The sequence below is a fragment of the Alteromonas sp. BL110 genome (genome assembly GCF_003443615.1).
Lineage (GTDB): Bacteria > Pseudomonadota > Gammaproteobacteria > Enterobacterales > Alteromonadaceae > Alteromonas.
Genome location: NZ_CP031967.1, coordinates 305,586 through 326,854, shown reverse-complemented (window position 1 = coordinate 326,854; position 21,269 = coordinate 305,586). Strand labels below are relative to the sequence as shown.

15 protein-coding genes are annotated in these 21,269 nt (G+C 44.0%); 4 read left to right on the top strand and 11 right to left on the bottom strand.

What is annotated here, in order from left to right:
• Window positions 1-66: 66 nt before the first annotated feature.
• Complete coding sequence (locus D1814_RS01470) at window positions 67-486, top strand: CBS domain-containing protein (protein ID WP_118489776.1); 420 nt, start codon at window positions 67-69, stop codon at window positions 484-486.
• A 103-nt stretch (window positions 487-589) separates the two neighbouring features.
• On the opposite strand, the gene D1814_RS01465 is transcribed toward D1814_RS01470, so the two are convergent.
• On the bottom strand, window positions 590-3,631 hold the full coding sequence (locus D1814_RS01465; RefSeq protein WP_118489775.1) for an efflux RND transporter permease subunit: 3,042 nt from the start codon (window positions 3,629-3,631) through the stop codon (window positions 590-592).
• 3 nt (window positions 3,632-3,634) lie between these two features.
• Window positions 3,635-4,723, bottom strand: a complete 1,089-nt coding sequence (locus D1814_RS01460) for an efflux RND transporter periplasmic adaptor subunit (RefSeq protein ID WP_232368951.1) — start codon at window positions 4,721-4,723, stop codon at window positions 3,635-3,637.
• Window positions 4,724-4,952: 229 nt separating this feature from the next.
• Between D1814_RS01460 and D1814_RS01455 the strand changes: the two genes are divergently transcribed.
• Together D1814_RS01455 and D1814_RS01450 are read left to right on the top strand one after the other, a co-directional pair.
• The gene (locus tag D1814_RS01455; protein ID WP_118489774.1) at window positions 4,953-5,567 is read left to right on the top strand and encodes a TetR/AcrR family transcriptional regulator; all 615 of its coding nucleotides are present in this window, start codon (window positions 4,953-4,955) and stop codon (window positions 5,565-5,567) included.
• Window positions 5,568-6,292: 725 nt separating this feature from the next.
• Window positions 6,293-8,368, top strand: a complete 2,076-nt coding sequence (locus D1814_RS01450) for a TonB-dependent receptor (protein WP_118489773.1) — start codon at window positions 6,293-6,295, stop codon at window positions 8,366-8,368.
• A gap of 91 nt (window positions 8,369-8,459) precedes the next feature.
• Here D1814_RS01450 and D1814_RS01445 read toward each other — a convergent pair whose 3' ends face one another.
• From D1814_RS01445 to D1814_RS01415, 7 genes are all read right to left on the bottom strand, one after another.
• Entirely contained in the window at window positions 8,460-8,948 is a 489-nt protein-coding gene (locus tag D1814_RS01445; RefSeq protein ID WP_118489772.1) for a GNAT family N-acetyltransferase, read from the bottom strand.
• 111 nt (window positions 8,949-9,059) lie between these two features.
• Window positions 9,060-12,239 (bottom strand): efflux RND transporter permease subunit, encoded by a 3,180-nt coding sequence (locus tag D1814_RS01440; protein ID WP_118489771.1) that lies wholly within the window; start codon window positions 12,237-12,239, stop codon window positions 9,060-9,062.
• 9 nt (window positions 12,240-12,248) lie between these two features.
• The gene (locus tag D1814_RS01435; RefSeq protein ID WP_118489770.1) at window positions 12,249-13,397 is read right to left on the bottom strand and encodes an efflux RND transporter periplasmic adaptor subunit; all 1,149 of its coding nucleotides are present in this window, start codon (window positions 13,395-13,397) and stop codon (window positions 12,249-12,251) included.
• A 119-nt stretch (window positions 13,398-13,516) separates the two neighbouring features.
• Window positions 13,517-14,545: a GGDEF domain-containing protein gene (locus D1814_RS01430; protein WP_232368950.1), complete on the bottom strand. Its 1,029-nt coding sequence runs from the start codon at window positions 14,543-14,545 to the stop codon at window positions 13,517-13,519.
• 107 nt (window positions 14,546-14,652) lie between these two features.
• Window positions 14,653-15,264 carry a PqiC family protein gene (locus D1814_RS01425; RefSeq protein ID WP_118489768.1) on the bottom strand — a complete coding sequence of 204 codons (612 nt, stop codon included), beginning with the start codon at window positions 15,262-15,264 and terminating at the stop codon, window positions 14,653-14,655.
• A 213-nt stretch (window positions 15,265-15,477) separates the two neighbouring features.
• On the bottom strand, window positions 15,478-17,130 hold the full coding sequence (pqiB, locus tag D1814_RS01420; RefSeq protein WP_118489767.1) for an intermembrane transport protein PqiB: 1,653 nt from the start codon (window positions 17,128-17,130) through the stop codon (window positions 15,478-15,480).
• Window positions 17,127-18,269 carry a paraquat-inducible protein A gene (locus tag D1814_RS01415; RefSeq protein WP_118489766.1) on the bottom strand — a complete coding sequence of 381 codons (1,143 nt, stop codon included), beginning with the start codon at window positions 18,267-18,269 and terminating at the stop codon, window positions 17,127-17,129. The genes pqiB and D1814_RS01415 overlap by 4 nt, the downstream gene beginning before the upstream one ends.
• A gap of 164 nt (window positions 18,270-18,433) precedes the next feature.
• Between D1814_RS01415 and D1814_RS01410 the strand changes: the two genes are divergently transcribed.
• The gene (locus tag D1814_RS01410; protein ID WP_118489765.1) at window positions 18,434-19,447 is read left to right on the top strand and encodes a hypothetical protein; all 1,014 of its coding nucleotides are present in this window, start codon (window positions 18,434-18,436) and stop codon (window positions 19,445-19,447) included.
• Between the two features lie 117 nt (window positions 19,448-19,564).
• Here D1814_RS01410 and D1814_RS01405 read toward each other — a convergent pair whose 3' ends face one another.
• Together D1814_RS01405 and D1814_RS01400 are read right to left on the bottom strand one after the other, a co-directional pair.
• A complete protein-coding gene (locus D1814_RS01405) occupies window positions 19,565-20,236 on the bottom strand; it encodes a fibrobacter succinogenes major paralogous domain-containing protein (protein WP_118489764.1) in 672 nt (223 codons plus the stop codon).
• 70 nt (window positions 20,237-20,306) lie between these two features.
• On the bottom strand, window positions 20,307-21,257 hold the full coding sequence (locus D1814_RS01400) for an SDR family oxidoreductase (protein ID WP_118489763.1): 951 nt from the start codon (window positions 21,255-21,257) through the stop codon (window positions 20,307-20,309).
• Window positions 21,258-21,269: the final 12 nt, after the last annotated feature.

Sequence of the window (21,269 nt, the reverse complement as noted above, 5' to 3'; positions counted from 1 at the left end):
GGCTACCAGTTATACTTGTAATAACACTAATGCAAAGAGCTAGAGTGAAAGTAAAAAGGAAACTTGATGAGTATTGCTAATATTATGTCTACGCGTGTAGTTAGCGTGCACATGGATGACAGCTTGCAGTCGTTAAGGGTGCTATTCGCGGCAACGGGGTTTCATCATTTGACCGTGGTTCACGATAATAAACTTCAGGGCATTATCTCTGATAGGGACTTGATGAAGTCAGTGAGCCCTTTTGTCGACACGTTAAGTGAGCGCATGCTTGATCGCGCCACGCTAGATAAACGTGCCCATCAAATTATGACCCGTGAAGTGATAACGCTGAATCCTACTGACTCGGTATTCGCGGCCATTGAGCTTTTCAATACGCATAAAATTTCCTGCATTCCCATCATCGATAAAGATAAGCACCCGGTTGGCATGGTATCCTGGCGCGATGTTATGAAGTTCATGCAAAGTAGGGTAGAGGCTAAGCGCTAGTCTAGCGGGTTTGCGTTAATAGCGTAAACATGGCTAACAAAGAAGTGGCCTCTCTACCAGCGTTTATAACTATTCTGATAAAGAGACCATTAGTTTTTAAGCCCTAGCTCTTGCGATAGCTAACTTTAAACAGCAAGCTGTAAAGCACAGGTACAGCGATAAGCGTAAGTATCGTGGCAAACGCCAAGCCGCCCATAATCGTTACAGCCATGTCGGCAAAGAAGGCGTCAAATAGCAGCGGCGCCATGCCTAAAATAGTCGTTACCGCAGCTAATGAAACCGGGCGTACACGGCTGATAGTAGCATCGACAATCGCTTGCCTGATAGCTAAGCCTTCCTCTATTTGAAGGTCAATTTCTTCAATAAGCACAATGGCATTTTTAATCAGCATTCCAAACAAGCTCAAAAAGCCGAGTAGCGACATAAAGCCAAACGGCATATCAGTACCCAATAAGCCCGTTACTACGCCCACCACAGCCATAGGCACTACAAGCCAAATGATAAGTGGCTGGCGCGCATGACCAAATAGCAATACTGAGATAATAAACATGACTAAAAAGCCTGCGGGCAACCCGGCACCCAGCGCTTTTTGTGCATCGCTAGAGCTTTCAAATTCGCCGCCCCATTCCAGCGTATAACCTGCTGGCAGCTCAATATCTTCGATAAGCGGGCGGATTCTAGCTAACGCTTTAGCAGCGGTTTCATGGTCACCTGGCTCTGCTTCTACCGTAATAGTACGCACGCGATCGCGACGGTGAATACGCATTTCTTCGGTCATAAGCTCTAGGCCTTGCGACACCTGTGTGAAAGGCACGTACTGTCGCTGCTGCGTAGACCATACTTGAGATTCTCGGATAGACTGCAGTTCAGTGTCTTCTGCCTTGCCCATTTTCGCAATAATGTTGTAGGCATAGTCGCCATCTTGCACTGTGCCTAGCTGAACACCGCTACTTGCGTACTGTATGGTTTGGCTAAAGTCGCTATGCGATACGCCAGCAATACCCGCGTTGTAGTTATCAAACTGCGTGTTGATGGCAAAGCCTTTTTCACGCCAGTTGTGGCGTACGTCTTTCACTTGTCCATCAGCAAAAAGTAGCGCTTTAGCTTCTTCAGCTAACTTGCGAAGCACTTCGGTATCTGGGCCAGAAAATCGTGCTTCCAATTTTGCACCAGAGCCGGGTCCAAACTGCATACGTTCCATGTAGAAGTTAGCGTCGAAATCTAAGTCGGTAAGCTTGTTTCTGAGCTGCTCTTGAATAGCTGGGATGTTATCCAGTTCGTTCGCGCGAACCATGAAAAAAGCATAGTTTTCGTTAGCGCTTTTAGGCGCGTATGTGAGGGTGAAGCGATCTGCACCTTGTCCAATAAAGGTGGTTACAGCCGTCACATTTTCCATTGCCAAAATGCGTGATTCTGCTTCTTTTGCTATCACTTCAGTGGCTCGTATATCTCTGTCTTGTGGGCCCCAATAATGTACAAAAAATAGTGGTGCATTTGACGGAGGGAAGAAGCCTTGTTTTACCATACCAAAGCTTCCATAAGCCACGATGGTAATGATAAAAAGCACACCAATAGTTACCCAACGAAGTTTAAGTGCGCCTAACAACGTGCGCTTAAACCAGCGTTGCGATGCAGAAAGTTCGTTACCTGCAGTCTGACCCATACCTTTACGGTAGAAATACGCGCCGAGTACAGGCACTAACGTTACTGCTAATATCCAGCTGATCATTAGTGAAACTAACACTACGGCAAACAGAGAGTAAAGAAACTCGCCGGTGGCATCATTTGAAAGACCTATCCCTGAGAATGCGGCGATACCAATAACGGTTGCGCCAAGTAGCGGCCATTGCGTACGCTTAACAATAAAGCTTGCAGATTCTTTAGCCGTAGAGCCAGTGGCCATGCGAAGCATCATACCTTCAGCAACCACAATAGCGTTATCCACCAGCATTCCCATGGCGATAACCATAGCACCAAGGGATATTCGCTGAAGCTGAATATCCATTAGCCACATGACGAGTATCGTACCTAGCACGGTAACAAGAAGGACAGAGCCAACTACTACACCTGAGCGCCATCCCATAAATAAACATAGGGTTAAGGTAACAACGGCTACTGACATCACCAAGTTATTAATGAAACCCGTTACAGACTCATCAACCACGGAAGCCTGGTCGTATATAGGCGTAAGCGTAATACCGACAGGCAGCTCTTGTAGCAGTTTTTCTACTTTTGCGTTAACGCGCTCGCCCACATCAACAATGTTAACGTCAGTTAGGGCCGAAACAGAAAGCGTCAGTGCTTCTTCGCCGTTGTAGCGTACATGAACAGGCTGTATGTCGGCAGGCTCTAACTTTAATGTGGCGATGTCCGCAACTCTAAGCGAACGGTTGGTACCCGGCACTACCACTGAAAGGTTCGAAATCTCTTCTAGCCTGTCTGGAGCGCGCTCAACAATTAAACGTACATTTTTTTCGTCTACTTTAATCCGACCGCCGTTAAAGGGCCGCAAATTATCTTCAAAAAGAGCGGCTAGATCAGGGAAGGATATGCCTAAGCCTGCGAGTTGATAGGGGTTGATATACGCCACTATCTGTTCTGTTTGAACGCCAGTTACATTAACTTTGGCAACCCCTTCTGTGGTAAGTAGATCGCGTCGGATAATACGTGCAAATTCGCGAAGTTCGCGAGTGTCAAAATCTGGCGCGCTCAAGGCATAGTAGAGACCATATACATCTCCGAAGTCGTCGTAAACAATGGGGTCTTGTGCGCCGGTGGGAAGTGAACTTGCGGTGTCGCGAAGCCGTTTTCTTAGCTCATCCCAAATCTGCGGCAATATATTACTGTCGTAAGTACTTTTAACTTCAACCGTAATCTCTGATAGGCCGGGCGATGAAATTGATGTCACTTCCTTTAACTGCGGCATTTGTTGAATAGCAATTTCTAAGCGCTCGGTGACTTCGCGTTCTACTTTTTCAGCACTGGCCCCAGGGTAGCTGGTGTATACCTTTACTTGTTTAATAGTAAAGGCGGGGTCTTCCAAACGACCTATTTTGCTCATGGCTAAGATGCCGCCTAGAAGCAGGATGACCACCATCAGCCAAATGTTGACGGGCTTATCAATCGAATAACGTGCGATATCCATAAATTACTTCTCTCCTTGGTAAGGAAGTACTTTCATATCTGCACGCATTTGTGTCGCTCCGGCAGCAACGACTTGAAGACCCAGTGTTATATCACCTTGGTTTTTGCCTTTTATGATCGCGAGCTCGTTTTCTATATGTTTCACATCAACTGGCGTTTTTATCACCGAACTCGTTTCGTCGTTATATACCCATACTGCAAAGCCCGAATTTTCTTCTTCTACAAGGGATCTTACCGGCACAACGAAGCCCTCAGGATATACGCTTCCCTGAAGACTTACTTTTACTACTGCTCGAGCCCCCGGCGTCAATGGCAGTTCTTCACGAGGCTCCATCGCAAACACCACTTCATAGGTTTGTGACACAGGATCAGGCTGTGTTGAGTGCTCTACATAATTCACGGGATACCATTGGTTGCGATTGGTCGCTAGTGTCGCGCTAGCTTGTTTGATCCCACGTCCAATATTGGCGGTTAGCAGGCGTTCAGGCACATTGATATTGAAGTAGATTTTTGACACATCTTGAAGGCGAGCAATAGGAGTGCCCGCAGCAACAAAGCTGTTGTTTTCAACAAGGCGTTGTGACACCTTTGCGTCAAACGGGGCATATAGCTGGGTGTAACTTAAATCTTGCTCTGCATTTTTTAGGTCGATCACTGCAAGCTCATAAGATGTTTTCGCGGTATCTAGTGCGCTTTGTGCAACTAGCTTTTGCGCAAACATTTTCTCAATTCTATCTAGTTCACGCTTTGATTGATCTAGGCGTGTCTTCGACTCTTCCACGCGGCGCTCAAACGGTTTACGGTCGATGGTAGCCAGCAGCTTTCCTTTCTCTATATCGCTGCCTGTCACTAAGTCGGTTTGGATAAGACGACCCGAGACTTCGAAGCTTAAATCTACGGTTTTAACCGCCGAAACGACAGCTGGAAAAGTGAACTCATCGAAATCTGGTATGTTGCTTACCGTAGCAAGCTTCACGTAGCGAGGAGTCGCGTTTGATTGCTGCTCGGCAGGCGCTTCTTGTGAACATGCAGTTAGGGTTGAAACTGATAAAACGCTTAAAAATAGAATGTGAGAGAATCGCATTATGGACATAGGTGTGTGTAATCCATTGTCAGGGTAATTAAAGTATAGACATGAAAACGTTAGGTAATGATGCTCTAGCACGAGAGCGAAAAAGCAGCGATTACCTAAAGTAAACTGATGAGTGCATTTTAGTGCGGCCACATTGAAAAGTAAACTGTTCGGTGTAAAATGATAAAGCAAAAAAAAAACAGACAAAGTAACTGGCAAGGCATAGAGGATTTATTTTGAGAGTTTCGATATGGTAGGCAACACGAGAACGCGCAGTGATATAAAGCGCGAAGCCATCATCCAGGCTGCAACTCAGGCATTCCAGGAGTTCGGCGTAAACGGCACCAGCATGGATAAGTTGGCTGAACTGGCGAATGTGTCAAAGCGCACTGTGTATAATCATTTCGCTACGAAAGAAGAGTTAGTAATGCACTTGGTGACAAAGCAATTTGAAAACGCCAAGCTAAGCGTCACGGTGGAATACGACTCTTCTCGTGATTTATCCGAACAGCTTTCTGAACTAATACTACAAGACATTGAATTTACGGTCACTGAAGAACATTTAGATATTGCACGGGTTGCAATAGGGCACTTTTTTTATGACCCTGATAAGCTGAAAGACGAAGTCGCTCAATTAAAAGCTCAAGAAACGGCATTGCATCGTTGGTTAAAGGCAGCGAAGGCAGATAATAGAATTGAGTATGATGACCTAAGCCGTGTTGTTGATGAAATTGATAGCTTAGTAAAAGGGCAGTGTTTTTGGCCTCAGCTTTTTAAAATTGAAGATGCATTAAGCGACAACAACAAAAAAAATGTAGCGAAAAATACAGTCGCGCTAATACTAGGCCGTTATGCTAAAGCGTAGCGGTTAGTTATTGTTTTAAACGGGCTAAAGTCTAGCACGGGTTCTAGTTACTCATTTGAGACGTTTCGTCATATCTTTTTAGCCTAAATGCTTTACCACCACATACTCAATCAGTTCGTATACTGAAAACGCCATATCATAATAGATGTAGGTGCCAATAGGCAGTGTCCATCACTTAAAACCTTCCCGTTCACACGTCACTATAAGTTCATCGGGTTCGACAGGCTCTAAGTCAGTTATTTAGCTAGCAAGTTTAATTAGCGTTGAAAAAACTAACGGACTTTTGCAATACAACAGCTGCTATTAGTTTTAAGTGCAGGGATATAGTAACGCTCAAATTTTAGCTAACAACGCGGAAACGACGAACACACAAAGCGGGCTTTTTGCGTTTTTCTTAATTAACTTTTTTAAAACAATTTGAGACAAAACAGGTATTTTTTTACTTGTTATGCTCGAAAAATGTACTCTTTAGCGTTTTTTTAGACTAAAGATTAAGAAAGTTTATAAAGAGTTTTTAAATTTTGATGTATTTGCTCTCGTCATCTTGCCATTTTTTCTATATTATCCAGACCACAAATAGCAACTATTATTATTTGCAATTGCATAACGAATGAGAAGTCGAGTGGCTTGGAAAAGCTAGTCACTCAAAAAAAGTAATGCCAAATAATAAGGTTCTTGGTTGCCAATAAACACACAACACTTTGAAGAACCCTTGGAGAGTAATTTTGAAATTCAAACTTACGAGTATTGCCACTGCGATAATATTGAGCCCAGCTGTACTTGCTGCTGATATGGAAGACATTGAAAGATTAACGGTAGAAGGTAAGTACCTTTCTGTTAACCAGTCAAACTCTATTAAAAGCCCAACGCCTATCCTCGACGTACCGCAAAGCTTGTCAATCATCACCGCTGAAGAAATTACAGCGCGTGGTATTACAAGTATTGGACAAATTATTGACTACGCACCAGGTGTTAATACTTCTCAAGGTGAAGGTCACCGTGACGCAGTAGTATTTCGTGGTGTACGTTCAACAGCCGACTTCTACTTAGATGGTAATCGCGACGACGTTCAGTACTATCGTGCGCTTTACAACGTCGAACAAGTAGAGATTCTTCGTGGACCGAATGCATTGCTATTCGGCCGTGGCGGTACGGGCGGTATCCTAAACCGAGTATCTAAAAAAGCGAAAACGGGCGAAAAATTCGTAAACTATAACGTTTCTGCTAACACCTTTGGCGCTTACAACTTTCAACTAGATACCAACGTTGATACAGGCGATAAGTCTGCGCTTCGCATTAATGCAATGTATGAAAGCCTTGATAACCACCGTGACTTTTACGATGGCGACCGCTATGGTTTTAACCCAACTGCACGTTTTGAAGTAAGCGACGATACCATTGTTGATGTGTCATATGAATATATCGATCACGAGCGCTTCATTGACCGTGGTGTGCCAACGGCAAACGGTGAACCCGTAGAAGCATTTGAAGAAATTGTATTTGGTGACCCAGAAAATAACTACCAAACTCTTGGTGCCGACGTATTTCGTGCAAACGTCGAGCATACATTCTCAGACAACTTAAAAGGTAACTTCAACGCCTTTTATGGTGACTACGACAAAGTTTACTCAAACTTTTATGCTGCCGCTTATGACGCCGATACTGAAGTAGTAACTCTTGATGGTTATGTGGATACTACGCAGCGTGAAAACCTTATCTTGTCTTCAAACTTAGTGGGCGAGTTCGCAACAGGCAGTATTGAGCATACGGTTATTTTTGGTGGCGAGGTTATTAATACCAAGTCAAACCAAGACCGTTATAACCCAGTATTTGATTCTACAGATGGCGATAGAGAAGCGTTTAATGTAACTCGCCCACTTAGTTTCAGAGGCCTAACTGGTACTAACGCTGTTGGCGAAACAGTTACTGCTGCTTTTAGTGATGTAAACGACGATACACACGTAGACCTTGATGTTTACTCTTTCTACGTGCAAGACGAAATTGCACTATCAGAAAACTTCGACCTAGTGCTAGGCGCACGCTTTGATAGCTTCGATATTGAAGTGTTTAACGTTGTTGCAGCAGAAACGCGCAGCAGAAAAGACGAAGAAGTATCGCCGCGTGCGGGCCTTGTTTATAAGCCTCAAGAAAATATCTCAATTTACGCAAGCTACAGCGAGTCATTCTTACCACGTAGTGGCGAGCAGTATGCGAATATCAATGGTGATGCGGACGCACTGGACCCGGATACCTTCACTAACCAAGAAGTTGGTATTAAGTGGGACTTCAGTGAGAGCATGAGCTTTACGGCTGCTATCTTTGAAAATGAGCAAACGTCACTTGATAACGACCCTAACGATGCAGAAAGCTTCGTAGAAGTAGACTCAGATGTATCAGGTTTTGAGCTTCAGCTTCAAGGTTATATCACTGACAAGTGGTACGTTACCGCTAACTACAGCAACCTTGATGGGGAAAATGCAAGCGGTGTGGAGCTTCGTGAGCTACCTGAAAACACCATGTCAGTATGGACAACGTATGAAGTGAATGAAGTATTTGGCTTCGGCATTGGTGCAACATACCAAGACGAAAGCAAGGTATCGACAAGTGCTACGTCGCCTGTACTGCCAAGCTATACCCGTGTTGATGCATCAGCGTACTACACACTTAGCGACAAGACACGTCTTCAGCTAAACGTAGAAAACTTAACTGATACGCTTTACTTCCCTAATGCACATTCTACGCATCAGGTTACAGTAGGTGCGCCAATCAACGCACGCTTATCACTGATTGGTTCTTTCTAAGTAAAACTGAAAGATTATCCAAAGAACTTGAAAGCCATTCGTGAAAGCGAATGGCTTTTTTATTTTGCAGGCAAACTGTAACGAGTCAGCGTTAACCCTGTTTTGCGAAGTCGATAAGTGTCTGTCCATCCATGCGATAGCCTAGCCATTCACTCTTGGGTTTAGCGCCAAGAGACTCATAAAAATCGATAGCGGGTTTATTCCAATCTAAAACACTCCACTCAAAACGGCCGCAGTCGTTTTCTACCGCTGTTTTTGCTAAATGTTGTAGCAGCGCTTTACCCGCACCTAGGCCACGAGATTTCGGCGAAACATAAAGATCTTCAAGATAAAGCCCGTTGCGACCTTGCCAAGTGGAATAATTAAAGAAGTACACGGCAAAGCCAATGGGAGCCTCATTATTTTCGCAAATAACACAATGCGCGGTGGCACCTTCGCCAAATAGTGTCTTTAAAAGCGCTTCTTCAGAGGCTTCTACTTCATGCTCAGCCTTTTCATATATGGCAAGTTCTAGAATGAACTGACGAATTTGCGAAATATCGCCAGGCGTTGCTGGTCTTATTGAAATTGCGTTTTCCATAGCCTTTTCCTTTCAATATGCTCGAAAAAAATGAGCCTTGCAGGCTCATTTTTAAAAGTAAAGTGCGTTTATAACACGTAGTTGTGGTGGCTACATAGTCAGTACTAGCCGCTATTTAGCAGAACTCGAAGGCTCAGTTGTATATGTTTCACTTGCACTACTACTTACGACCCCAACGCTTGACTTCCTGCGAAAAATTAACCCTTTTATGTAGGAGAAAGGACCACGCAAATCTAGCAGTATCAAGTACAAACAAGGTACCAAAATGAGAGTTACCAAAGTGGCATAAAGCACTGCAAAGCCAAGCGCTGCCGCCATGGGCACTACAAATGCTGCCTGTAGACTAGTCTCAAACATAATTGGCAATACGCCCACAAAAGTGGTGATAGAGGTTAATGTAATTGCCCTAAAGCGCGCGGTACCGGCCTCAGTTACCGCCTCTTTTATACTGTAGCCTTGTGCACGGCGCTGATTCACAAAATCAGTCATAACTAGCGAGTCGTTGATAACAACCCCGGCTGCTGCAATAAGGCCAAAGTTAGACATCATTGATAAATCTAAGCCTAGTACAAAGTGACCGAACACTGCACCTGTAAAGCTAAATGGAATAACCGACATAATAATAAGTGGTTGCCCATAACTTTTTAGCGGTACAGCTAAAAGGATATACACCATGATCATGGCCGCTAGGAAGAAGAGTATTTGCTCGTTTTGTTGCGCTTGCTGCTCTTCAATATCGCCGCCAAGCTCAGTCATCACAGATGGGAACGACTCTTTAAGTTGAGGGAGCAATTTGTCCTGAATTTCTGTGACGACTTCATTAGGTTCAACTTTTTCTTCATCAATGTTGCCCCAGATATAAACACTGCGGTAACCACCTTCTCGGCGAATGTAGCTAATACCCGGCTTTTCTTCTAATGCGACCACGTCACCAAGCATCACTTCTTGGCCATTAGGCGTTTTGATTAAAGAGTATTTCAAGTCAGCAAAGCGCTCGCGGGTGAGTTCAGGGTAGCGAACCATAACCTTAACTTCTTCGCCGTTTCGAATAACACGTTGTGCTTCGCCGCCGTAAAAACCTGCGCCAACCTGCGAGGCGATATTAGAAAGAGTTAATTCCAAATCGTAGGCAACCGGAAGTAACGTCATTTGCACTTCTTTGCTTGGCGGGTCGATAGTCGAGCTCACATCAAATAAGCCTTCTTGCTGCTGCAGCATTTCAATGAACTTAAGGCCCGCAGCGTTTAGCGTGTTGATGTCTGGACCAAATAATAAGTAGCCGAATTCGCCGTCATCACCGTCACCGTTTACATCGTCAATAACGGTAAACGACTTCATGCCCGAAATTTCAGGGATAGCTTCACGCCAGCGACGTGCAAGCTCAAAGGTATCGATAGGACGGTCTTCTTCGTTAACCAGTGGCGTGAGTATACGCCCTTCATTGCTGTCTTCGTTAAAGGCGAGGCGATCACGGATCATGCCTTGACCAAATTCATCAATGATTTGTTCTTCTACATCGAGAATGGTTTGCTCAACAATTTTAAGCGCATTTATAGTAGCAAGGTCAGAGACGTTTTCGTTCATCTCTATTTTTACGCTAGGGAAGTCGTGCGGCACTTTAGGGTTTGGTACCATACGCACGTAGTTTGCCCCAATCAGCCCCAAGCTTAGCATTAGCATAGCCACGAACATCATAAGTACTGCCCAGCGCCATTCAATCGCTTTTGTAACTGTGCGTTTGTATGGGCCATTAACAAATGCAAAGAAGCCTTTGTTAAAGCGTGCACGCCAGCTGTCTTGTCGTACTGGAGAGAACTTAGTGTGAGCTAAATGCGCTGGCAAGATTAGTTTTGACTCAATCAAACTAAAAGCCAAGCACAAAATAACTACCACAGCGATATTATAGAAAAATGCACCTTCAGGGCCACTGCTCAGTGTAAATGGGGCAAATACCGCGATGGTAGTGAGTACGCCAAATGTTGCGGGTGTCGCAACGCGCTTTGCACCGCGAACCACGTTATCAACGCCGCCGCCTTTGCTCTCAATTTCGGTATAGGCGCTTTCACCAATAACGATTGCATCATCGACCACAATGCCCAGCACCATAATGAACGCAAAGAGCGAAAGAATATTAATACTCACCCCGAAAACAGGCATAAGCATCATAGCACCTAAGAAACACACTGGCAGGCCGACCATTACCCACAGTGCCAGTCGGAAACGTAAGAAAAGGGTAAGCATAATCGCAACGAGTACAGACCCTTGAACAAGGTTCGATAACATCATGTCTAGGCGTGCGTTAAGGTAGTAGGTCATATCTACTAAAACTTCTAAACTAACGCCCTGAGGAAGGTTTTCGTTTTTCTGTTCTATATAGGTTTTAACCGTTTCTGCAACGGGAATCGTGTTCTGTGTTTTAGTGGCTTTCACAGCGATGTAGATGGCGTTCATGCCGTTGTACTTAAAGTAACGTTCACCTTCAACGAACCCATCGTTGATATAGGCAACATCACCTAAGGTTACTTTCGCGCCGCCAGCGCCAATTTTAATTGGGATTTGTTTGAACTCGTCGCCGCTGTAGTATTGATTTTCAACTCGAACTGACACTATCCCTGAATTAGTTCTTAGCTGGCCTGCAGAGATATTTGCTGAATAACTATTAATGGCCTGTGTAACATCGGCAATAGTCAAACCGTACTTTCTCAGCGTATCGGGCTTAATTTCAATGGCAATTTCATCATCGGGCGTATTGGCCTCCACTAACGAAATAGAACCAAGTTGCAGTAGTTCGTCTTCGACTTCTTTAGCCAGCACTTTCAGTTCAGATAAAGGTAGGTCGCCAACAATGGGCATTTCGATAACTTGCTGCTGGAACTCTACTTGCGAAACATTAACAGGCTCCATACCCGCAGGGAAGGTAGCAATGCTGTCTACGCGAAGTTTGACTTTGTCTAGAACGTCAGTCAGTTCAGCTTTTGTATCAATTTCCAAGGTGACTGCACCGCCGCCGCGAAATGCTCTAGATACGGTACGTTTAATTTCAGTGATGTCTTTTACCGCTTCCTCAACTTTGATGAAGATACTTTCTTCAATTTCTTGAGGAGAAGCGCCAGGGTAGTTGGCTTCAACGGTAATATAATTAATTTCGATGTTAGGAAACATCTGACGCTGAATAGTAAAGTAGCTGGCTACCCCCATGACAATAATGAAGAACATCAGAAGGTTGGCTGCTACAGAGTTTCTTGCAAACCAAGAAATAATGCCGCTTTGCGTATTGTTATGATTTTCCATGACAGCTCCTTAATTAGCTTGCGCTGTCACAATTTCAGTCGTAGTCTCAATAACCTTAACCGGCATGCCGTTTTGCGGGTATTCAGGCAGACTCATTACCACTTTTTTCGCGTTGAATTCACCTTGTATAAGGAAGTCGCCGTTCTCCTCACGTACAACCTTCACTTTATGAGATTTCAATCTGTCTTCATCATCAAGGGTCCACAGCAGGCGGTTATTTATCAATTCCTGTGGTACACGGTATACGTCGCTTAGCGTTTTCCCTTCAAAAGCTATAGTGCTATATGAGCCAAATTTAACAATAGGTTTTGAGGAGTTAATCGCGTAGGGGTCTTCAATACGGGCTACGAAATAACTCATACGCGTGGTGGTATCTACTACACCTGTATCCCTGTGAATGGTACCCTTAACGGTAGCGCCCTGTATGTCGTCGACTTCTATCGCAATTTCGCTTCCTATGGTTTTATCCGAAAGAAAAATACGGTCGAAACCGGCAATAGGGAAAGTGACTTCGGCATACTCTATATTATTGAGAACCGCAACTGGGGAGCCCTGGGTAACGTAGTCACCTGTGCTGATGTCTCTTGATACGATAAGTGCATCATAAGGCGCTTTCACCTTGCAGTTATCTAAGTCACGCTTTGCTATTTTGAGCTGCGCTTCGGCCGATTTAACGCCAGCCTTTGCGCTCATAACTTGAGGCTTGCGAAGGTATAGGTCGGTTACCCGTGCGTTTGGCATTGTTTTCGCCTCTTTGGCGGCCACTTCTGCCTGCGCCTCTTCTTGAATAAGTTGTGCTTGAGCGCTGGCAAGGTTTGCCTCTGCTAACAATAGGGCCGCTTCATAGGCATCGGCTTCTATTTCAAACAGTGTTTCACCACGTCTGACTAAACCACCGCTTACAAACTTGGGGTTCCATCTCTCAACTTCACCCGATACTTGCGCAGCAAGATTTGTGCTCTCAAGTGGCATGATTTCGCCATAAGAGGTCAGTTGCACGCGTACATCCTCTGGCGATAACGCTTCAATAGTAACGGTTGGGCGAGTATCTACCTCTTCGGTAATAGCGCTGTCGGAAGCAGAAGCTTCGATTCCTTTCATACCTAAATAGCCTACTAGTAAGACACCAATAGGTAATGCAACTTTCATCCATTTCATGGCTAGATCTACTTTTATAGCGAATACTTTACATAGTGTAGCGCTAAAGTGTTTCAGGAATACAGCGCAAATGTAACGAAACATGAGTCAATTTTGTGTAAAGGACACAAAATTATTGATTACTCTTCTTTTAAAAGCGTAGAGCTAGATAAAGGTGACGGGCTTATAGATGAAGAGGCACAAACACGGTTGCGCCCGGTATCTTTTGCGAAATAGAGCGCTTGATCTGCACGACGTATAGCGCTTGAGGTATCCATATCAGCGCTGACTTCACTTACGCCAAAGCTACTAGTAACATGAATTTGCTTACTATTTATATCTAATGGGGCTTTATTGAGTACTTCTTTTATACTTTCTAATGCCTTCACCGCACCGGCTTCGTTAGTATCGGCAAAGATAAACATAAATTCTTCACCTCCCCAACGCGCGAGTATATCTTGCCCGCGAAGCCGAGAGCTAAATATCTTAGCGATCTGTCGAAGCACCTCGTCGCCTTGTTCGTGACCGAGCGTATCGTTTATGCTTTTGAATCTATCTACATCGGCGATGGCAACAGAGAAAGGGCGTTTACTGCGGAGCATTCTCGCGTACTCTCTGTCTAGACACTGCTGGGCACCACGTCGATTCAACAAATTTGTTAAATGGTCGTGCTTTGCTTGCCTTTCAAACTGTTCACTGAGATAGAGTGCGGTGTCGTAACTTTTCTGCCTGCTATATTCGTAAAAAGCAGATAAAAAAGATACGGTTAAAAATGAGTAGAGTAGGCGGGTTTTAAACGCATAGGTGTAGTCGGCAACAAAGGCTGCATCGTTAAACCCAAACAGAAATATTGCACAGGTGATGGTAAAGGCGATAAGTGCCAGTAGTCCACCAACAAATCCAGCGAAAAACATAGTGACAGGTGGAACAAGGTACATCCACAGTGGGCCCGTGTTGTCCTTACCACCCGTAATAATCAATAGTAATGTCAGTACCATCAAACAGCTGATGAGCAGGGTAATAGACCATGTACGAGCGCGAGCTGTCGAGAAGCGTACTTGCAATTGTTGCGATGTGGCGAAGACCACACTTGCGATATAAAGTGTTGTAGAAAGTGAATATTCCGCGTCGATAAAGGCGCGAGTACCAAGCAAAAATGTAATAGACATACCAACGGCCGCAAACAGGTTGAGCACAATAATACGCCTATTAGTCTCGTCTTTATGGTGGTTTTTTACGCCACTGAATACGTATTGCTTTAACCTACCGAACATGATTAGGTTTGCGGGTTCATCGTTGTGTTAATGTCCTTAGCCAGTTTTTCGATAGCTGACCTCATGGCTTTTATGCTAGATGCAAAGCCATCATTACTAAGCACGGCCTTGAACATAAATGGATGGATGCTGGCTTCTTCTGACGTACGCGTAATGGCGTATTGTCCTGAAAATATCACTTCGCCTTCGTATGTACTGACAAAATCGTTAATGTATAACGATATATGCAACGCCCCTTCACTAGCATAATGGTCGGGACGAACAAGTGCTACATTATTTAAACCCAAAGCACTAGTGAGCGCTTTAGTCAGCCCTTCGTCTACAGGCTCTGCCCATAAATGACTGGTAGAAATGTGAAGATTAGTGTCGCTCGTTTGATACACCAAACCTCTATGTTTTAAATACTCTGGTAATGTTACTTTATCTAAAACCGCTATTTGCTTCGCCTCGCTATGCAAAACTGAAGTATCACTCGTGGAATGAAGTAGATAATAGGTCAACGCGTTAGGCGCGCTACTGCACGCAGATAAAAAAGAAAAAAATACGGCTAAAATAGTGATTTTAAGGGGGGCATTCCCCTTATTGAAAGAAAAAGTCTTAACCTGCATTATCATATAATTTAATCCTTTCACCCCTGTTTACGGGTACGCTACCTTGAATGTTGGGTAGGTTTTACAATCTTTCCAAAAATAAAGCTTAGGGTATATGCCTAATTAGTCGAATTAAGGCATATCTCGTCAAACTACAGCTTGTTCATTATTCATTATTTGCGCCAGATTGAATATTTTCTATACAATTCTTGTCGGGGATTATTCTAAGTAGATACATCAATTTCTTGCCTTTGGCTGAATATCAGCCTCGCTATCCTTTGAAAATATCAAGCTGTTAGGAGACTGATTTAATTTCAACAGTAACGGCTGAATATTTCGCATGGTTTCTTGTAAGGCATCGACGGTTTCTTTAATTTCAGATTGATTAAATCCGCCCTCACTGTAATTCTTCAGTAGGCTATCGAGGCTAACCAGAACCTGATTAAGGTTGCTGTTAAGGGCCTTGGCATCGATGTCGGCAATAAGCAAATCGAAGTCGTCACTGGCTGTTTCTACTGATTCTGCCGCTAGTCGCATATCTTCAACAGCTAGTTGTACATTCTCTACCATTTGTTTAAGTGGCAATTGATTAATTTTATCTAGGATCGCATCAGCTTTTTGCGTTAACTGAGTAAACTCGTTACTGACAGTAGGAATTACTTCATAACCGTTTATAACGGCAATTTCGTTGCTGGCGTCAGCGTCAGGAATATGCTGCAAATCTACGTACAAACCGCCGGTCAAAACATTGCCCATGCGAAGTGAAGCCCTAAGATCGCGGTGTAACCAGTTTCGGATGGTCTGCTTGATGGCATTTAGCCCTTCTTCGGTATCGGGTTGTCGCGCTTTCCCCGGGTAGATGTTAATAAGCACTGGAATAGGGTAGTCTCTTTCTAAAATGCTGCCTTCAACAGCAGGGAAGGAGTTGATAGCAGTGACATTGCCGATTTCAATCCCCCGATATTCAACGGGAGCTCCAACAGTCAGCCCCCTAACACTTTCATCGATAAGCAACAGATATTCAGCAGCGACTTTATAACGGGCATCTGAGGCAGAAGCACTATCACCATAAATAGTGAAGAAGGCGTTATCGAGTACTTGCTCTCCCTTTGGAACGCCTTCGGGAATGCCAAAGGTAATGCCATTGGCTAATAAGGTTTCTAAACTTCCTGTTTCTACACTGACCCCATTTGATTCAAGCAGAAGTTTTATGCCACTAACGTCCCAAAAGCGGGTCGTGTTAGTAATTAGCTTGTGGTAGGGCGCTTCAATAAAGGCATCGTAATATACGACACGCTCTTCAATGTTAAATGTGGCATCTTCAAACTCACCAACTTTAAAGCCCTTATAAATGATGGGGTCGCCAGGTTTATAAGCAAATTCGTCGTCGCTTTTTAGCATAACGTGAAGACCTGGGGTGCCGGGCGGCGTAACCGGTGGGCGCTCAAGCGCAGTGAAGTGCAGCTGTTCTTTGCCTTTGTCGTCAGCCGACATGGCAATGTAACTACCAGATAAAAGGGTATTGAGCCCAGATACTTCCGAGAAACTAATACGGGGGGCGACCACCCAAAATTTTGCATTTTCATTGAGCAGATGAGTCGCACTGGCATCAATTCTAGCCGTAACAAGCACACCGTTTAAATCGGGGTTCAGTGTTATTTTCTTTACCTGACCAATGTCTAAGTCGCGCACTTTTATTGGGGTTTTGTTTACTTCAATACCCGTTGCTGACTGCAATTCAATAGTTATAAGTGGGCCTTGATTTTTCCATTGGTAATAGACCATCCAGCCACCAATAACAATCACAAGTATTGGAATTATCCAAATGCGAGAAACCGATGAGGTGGGTTTAACCTTTGCCTCGTTAATATTGGGGTCGTTTGTGCTCATGGTAATTGCTTCCACTGCTGCCAAATTAGCCTCGAATCAAATGTCATCGCGGCTATCATTGTTACAAATACTACGGCGCAAAAGGCGAGTGCCGCTTGGCCTGGGTAAATAGACATAGTGTTTCCCATCTGTATAAGAGACACCAATACTGCTACTACAAAAACGTCTATCATCGACCAGCGACCTATCGCCTCGGTAATGCGGTAGTAACGTATACGTAATTGTTTTGAAGTGGTTTTCTCTCGCTGCACGGAAAAATTAAGCCAAGCAAGAATTAAGATTTTCGCAACCGGTACAACCACACTGGCAATTAGGATAATTATCGCAACCGGATACGAGCCAGATTCCCAAAGTGAGATAACACCGCCAATAATGGTATTTGGTGTTTCTTGGCCAAAGAATTCAGTATACATAATTGGCAGTACATTAGCAGGAATATATAAAATACAAGCGGTTAACAATAATGCCCATGTGCGCTGAATACTAGCTTGCGCTTGTTTTTCGCATAGTGGCTTGGGCTGTAGGGGGTGACCTTGTGACATCCACAAGGCATAACTTGTTGTGTCGAATTGATATATACAAAGGGCAGTAAATGCTGAAAAGCCGACAAATGCATAAAACGATAGCCCTATAGATACGTCGGCTAACTCGGTAATTTTGATAAGGCTTACCAAGGTGCCAACAAGAAATATTTCAGCCATGCTCCATGGCAAGAGCGCTTTAACCAGCTTATAAAGCCTAGTCAAGTAAAAGGGGCGACGGTTTTGTATTTGAGCTAATGACAGAAGTAGCAGGCCAGCGAGGACCATTCCAGGTAGTAAAAGCGTGGCTAAACTGGTTATTATCGCTAGTGACAAATAGTCGTTTTCTATGAGTACGGTAATACCCGTTGGCAGGTCGATACTGTGCTTTTGCCCGCTCGCTTTAAACGTCAGAAAGTTAAAGGGTAACGAAAGCAACAAAAAAACAAGGGCACTGAAAGCATAAGCGAGTAACTTCTCGCTCGCTCCTACGCGATGTGAGACTAACGTGTGGCTGCAAACGGGGCACACAGCCCTTTGTCTGTGCGCTAGCGCCGGTATGCGAACCTTAGTATGGCATTGCTCACAAACTATAGATAACGTATTAGATTCAGCCATAAAGTTTTAGTGCGCCACTTTTCATACACTGGATGTATGATAGAGAGTAGCCAAAAGAAATAACTCGTTGTTTTCGAATTCAACAGAATAGCCTATTGCGGCCACATCGGGAAGTAAAGTCATTCGTGTTCAGAATCATAACAACAATAATTGACGAGTAAATGATGGAAACGACAAACGAAATTCGCGGCACCTACAGAAAAGTTAAAAAGCAAGGGAATCGCTTATTGCTAAAAAGGCGTATAGGTTTTTTGCGCTTTTGGGGAAGTATCACTTTTGCTCAGCGGTGCTACTTTCTGGCCACGGCAATGCTTTTATTACAGCTTTTTTTTGATATTAAAAGTGGCTTATTTGAAACGGTCATGTTTGGCTTTGCCCTTAGTGGCATTGTTAGTGAAACTTGGCCAAGATTTATGGCGCTTTGGAATAGTTTACCGGGTAAAGCGGCAATTTTGTTTGTCTATGCCGTTATCGCCAATTTTGCTCTCGCTTCTGCTAGCGGATTAGTAAATAGTATAACCGGTGTTTCCGCAGGTGCGCTGCCCTACAGCCATAACTTCGCACTCATCCTGATGGTGCCCGGTTGGTTTTTTGTCACCACACTAATGGCGCTAGTTGGCGGAATGCTAATTATCTTCATTTATCTGTTTTTTCTACTGCTACTCAAGCCTTTTGGTGTGCAAAGACTGTGGCATAAGCCGGGCTATCGTTATGTACTGTCTACCGCTGTGGCGCGATTTGTTTGGACATTAGGCGTAGCGCTTCAGCTGAGTGTGTTAGCGGGGCAAGTAGGGTTACTTTCCGAGTTTGATGGTGAAAACACAAGCCAGCTAATCACAATTGAAAACGAGATTGAAACGTCAATTGACGGCGGTGAGGCATCACTAATTAAGGAACAAGCGGAAGGTACTTTTGAGCTAGAAGAAGATTTAACCGCGTTTATTACTGATACTAAACAAAAAAGTTTCCGCTATAAAAGGGCGCAACGCCAAGCGTTAGCCAGTTTTATTTATGAGTTTGAGGCGGATTCTCGTTCCCGCTGTGCTCACCCTGAAGGAGCGCGTGTCATTGAGCTTAATGATTATGAGATCCTGCAAATAACGAAAGCGCCTGAAGATGAAATTGGCTATACGTATACAGTAAAGCCTTGTCGTTCAGCCGCTATTGGGCTTGATTAAAGAGACGACTTCTGAAGGTTATGCTTAGTAATGCCTATACTAATAAGCTAAGAGACATTCTATTAGAAAGTCTCTTAGTAGCAAAAGTCGAACCCAAACTTTCTATAGTTTTTGTCGCTACTTAATATCTCTTACACACCTAACGCTAAACATATAGTCTTTGTTAAGCTTAGCTCTTCTAATTTCGCCCTTATGTGAGTTCCACCACGAATAGGCGAGGGTACGGGCGTATGCCTCTTTATCAGTGGCGCTTGTACTTGTCCAAAACTCGGTGTACATGCCTTGCGTGATATACCAATTGCCTATTTTTACACCTGCTGCAGTAGCACCAAAATGGTTTTGGTTAACACGAGTTTGGTCGAATTTTTTGAATAAGGTGTCTGGCTGTTCAGCTTTAAGGGTAATAGCAATATCGTTTTTACCTCGCCAGCCTTCATTGGTAAGTTCACTTTCAGCAATACCAATGGCGCGCTCCATATCCTGCCAATCTTCATCGGTCGCTATTCGCCATCCTGAAGGGCATAGCTTTCGCTCGTCACTTACGTCTTGCCAGTGATAAAGCCTGCCGTATTTAAGTAGGTTCTTCTCGTCGTCTTTTGGAATAGAACCTGAACCGACAGGGCTACTATCTTGAAACTGCGTTGCGCGCAAGTTTTCTGCAAACCATTCAAGCTTACCGAGCTTAACAGTTTGATAACGGTTACCTTCCACGTCTGTAAAAGCGCCAACGATATTACCTGTGGCGCTAATTTTGTCTGTTGAAGCCGTGTTCGCGAGCGTTGATGACATTGATAATATTCCTAATAAAAAAAGAGCACTCTTCATTTCATTACACTCTCGGTACGTCCAAACCAGTTAATCAGAATCGCCAAGAAAAGCCCGTTTGTTCTTCTGACAGCGCCCAAAGTTTGGTCAATACCTGTTTATCTACTGCAAAGTCTTCTAGCTTACATTCTCCAACAGGACCGCCAAAATTCATTAAACCTGTTGGCCCATAATAGGCACGTTGTTTAAGATTTTCTTCGGTGGCGCACATAACTTCAGGGTAGGCTCCTTTTTCGGCAGACTGCGCCAGCCCTATTTTCACCATAAAAGACCAAGAGATACGGGTTAAGAAGCTAGCACTTTCTCGTATAAGAGTAGTGTTCGACGCTCCAGGGTGGCACACAAATACTTTAACTTGCTTGTTGTGTGCTTTTACCTTGTCTTGTAGTTCGTACGCAAACATCATTTGCGCAAGTTTACTTTGGCTGTATACCTTATTGGGGTTGTAATTTTTATCCCAGTTCATGTCGTCAAACTGCATGGTTCTTAAGCCCATTTTATGTCCTTCGCTGGCAACGACTACAATTCGTCCTTTCGATTCATTTATGCGATCGAATAACAATCCACATAGTAAAAAGTGTCCATAATGATTAACGCCTAATTGGCTTTCAAAGCCATCTTCGGTGAATTGTTGGGTTGATATTTGCGCTATAGCTGCATTACAAATTAGTGCATCAATAACTGGAACTTGCGCTAAAATTTCTTTCGCCGATTGCCTTACAGAATCAAGGCTGCTTAGGTCAAGGCGTATATAGCTGACATTCGCATCGTCGCCAAACTCTTGTTTTAGCGTAGTGATAGCGTCATGAGATTTGCTCGGGCTTCGGTTCAACATAACGACTTTAGCACCTTTGGTAAGCAAAATACGTGTTGCTTCATACCCCGCGCCAGTATTAGCGCCTGTTATCAAAAATGTCTTATCTTTTGCGTTTTTAATACGTGAAGGCGTCCACCCGCCTTTTCCAAATTGATTACTCTTTGCCATTTGCTTCGCACC

Bases quoted from the DNA above. Each gene is read 5' to 3' on its own strand.
- D1814_RS01440 (WP_118489771.1), bottom strand. From the start codon at position 12,239: ATGGAAAATCATAACAATACGCAAAGCGGCATTATTTCTTGGTTTGCA.
- D1814_RS01435 (WP_118489770.1), bottom strand. From the start codon at position 13,397: ATGAAATGGATGAAAGTTGCATTACCTATTGGTGTCTTACTAGTAGGC.
- D1814_RS01425 (WP_118489768.1), bottom strand. From the start codon at position 15,264: ATGATAATGCAGGTTAAGACTTTTTCTTTCAATAAGGGGAATGCCCCC.
- D1814_RS01430 (WP_232368950.1), bottom strand. From the start codon at position 14,545: ATGTCTATTACATTTTTGCTTGGTACTCGCGCCTTTATCGACGCGGAA.
- D1814_RS01415 (WP_118489766.1), bottom strand. From the start codon at position 18,269: ATGGCTGAATCTAATACGTTATCTATAGTTTGTGAGCAATGCCATACT.
- pqiB (WP_118489767.1), bottom strand. From the start codon at position 17,130: ATGAGCACAAACGACCCCAATATTAACGAGGCAAAGGTTAAACCCACC.
- D1814_RS01455 (WP_118489774.1), top strand. From the start codon at position 4,953: ATGGTAGGCAACACGAGAACGCGCAGTGATATAAAGCGCGAAGCCATC.
- D1814_RS01470 (WP_118489776.1), top strand. From the start codon at position 67: ATGAGTATTGCTAATATTATGTCTACGCGTGTAGTTAGCGTGCACATG.
- D1814_RS01460 (WP_232368951.1), bottom strand. From the start codon at position 4,723: ATGTCCATAATGCGATTCTCTCACATTCTATTTTTAAGCGTTTTATCA.
- D1814_RS01465 (WP_118489775.1), bottom strand. From the start codon at position 3,631: ATGGATATCGCACGTTATTCGATTGATAAGCCCGTCAACATTTGGCTG.
- D1814_RS01400 (WP_118489763.1), bottom strand. From the start codon at position 21,257: ATGGCAAAGAGTAATCAATTTGGAAAAGGCGGGTGGACGCCTTCACGT.
- D1814_RS01445 (WP_118489772.1), bottom strand. From the start codon at position 8,948: ATGGAAAACGCAATTTCAATAAGACCAGCAACGCCTGGCGATATTTCG.
- D1814_RS01405 (WP_118489764.1), bottom strand. From the start codon at position 20,236: ATGTCATCAACGCTCGCGAACACGGCTTCAACAGACAAAATTAGCGCC.
- D1814_RS01410 (WP_118489765.1), top strand. From the start codon at position 18,434: ATGGAAACGACAAACGAAATTCGCGGCACCTACAGAAAAGTTAAAAAG.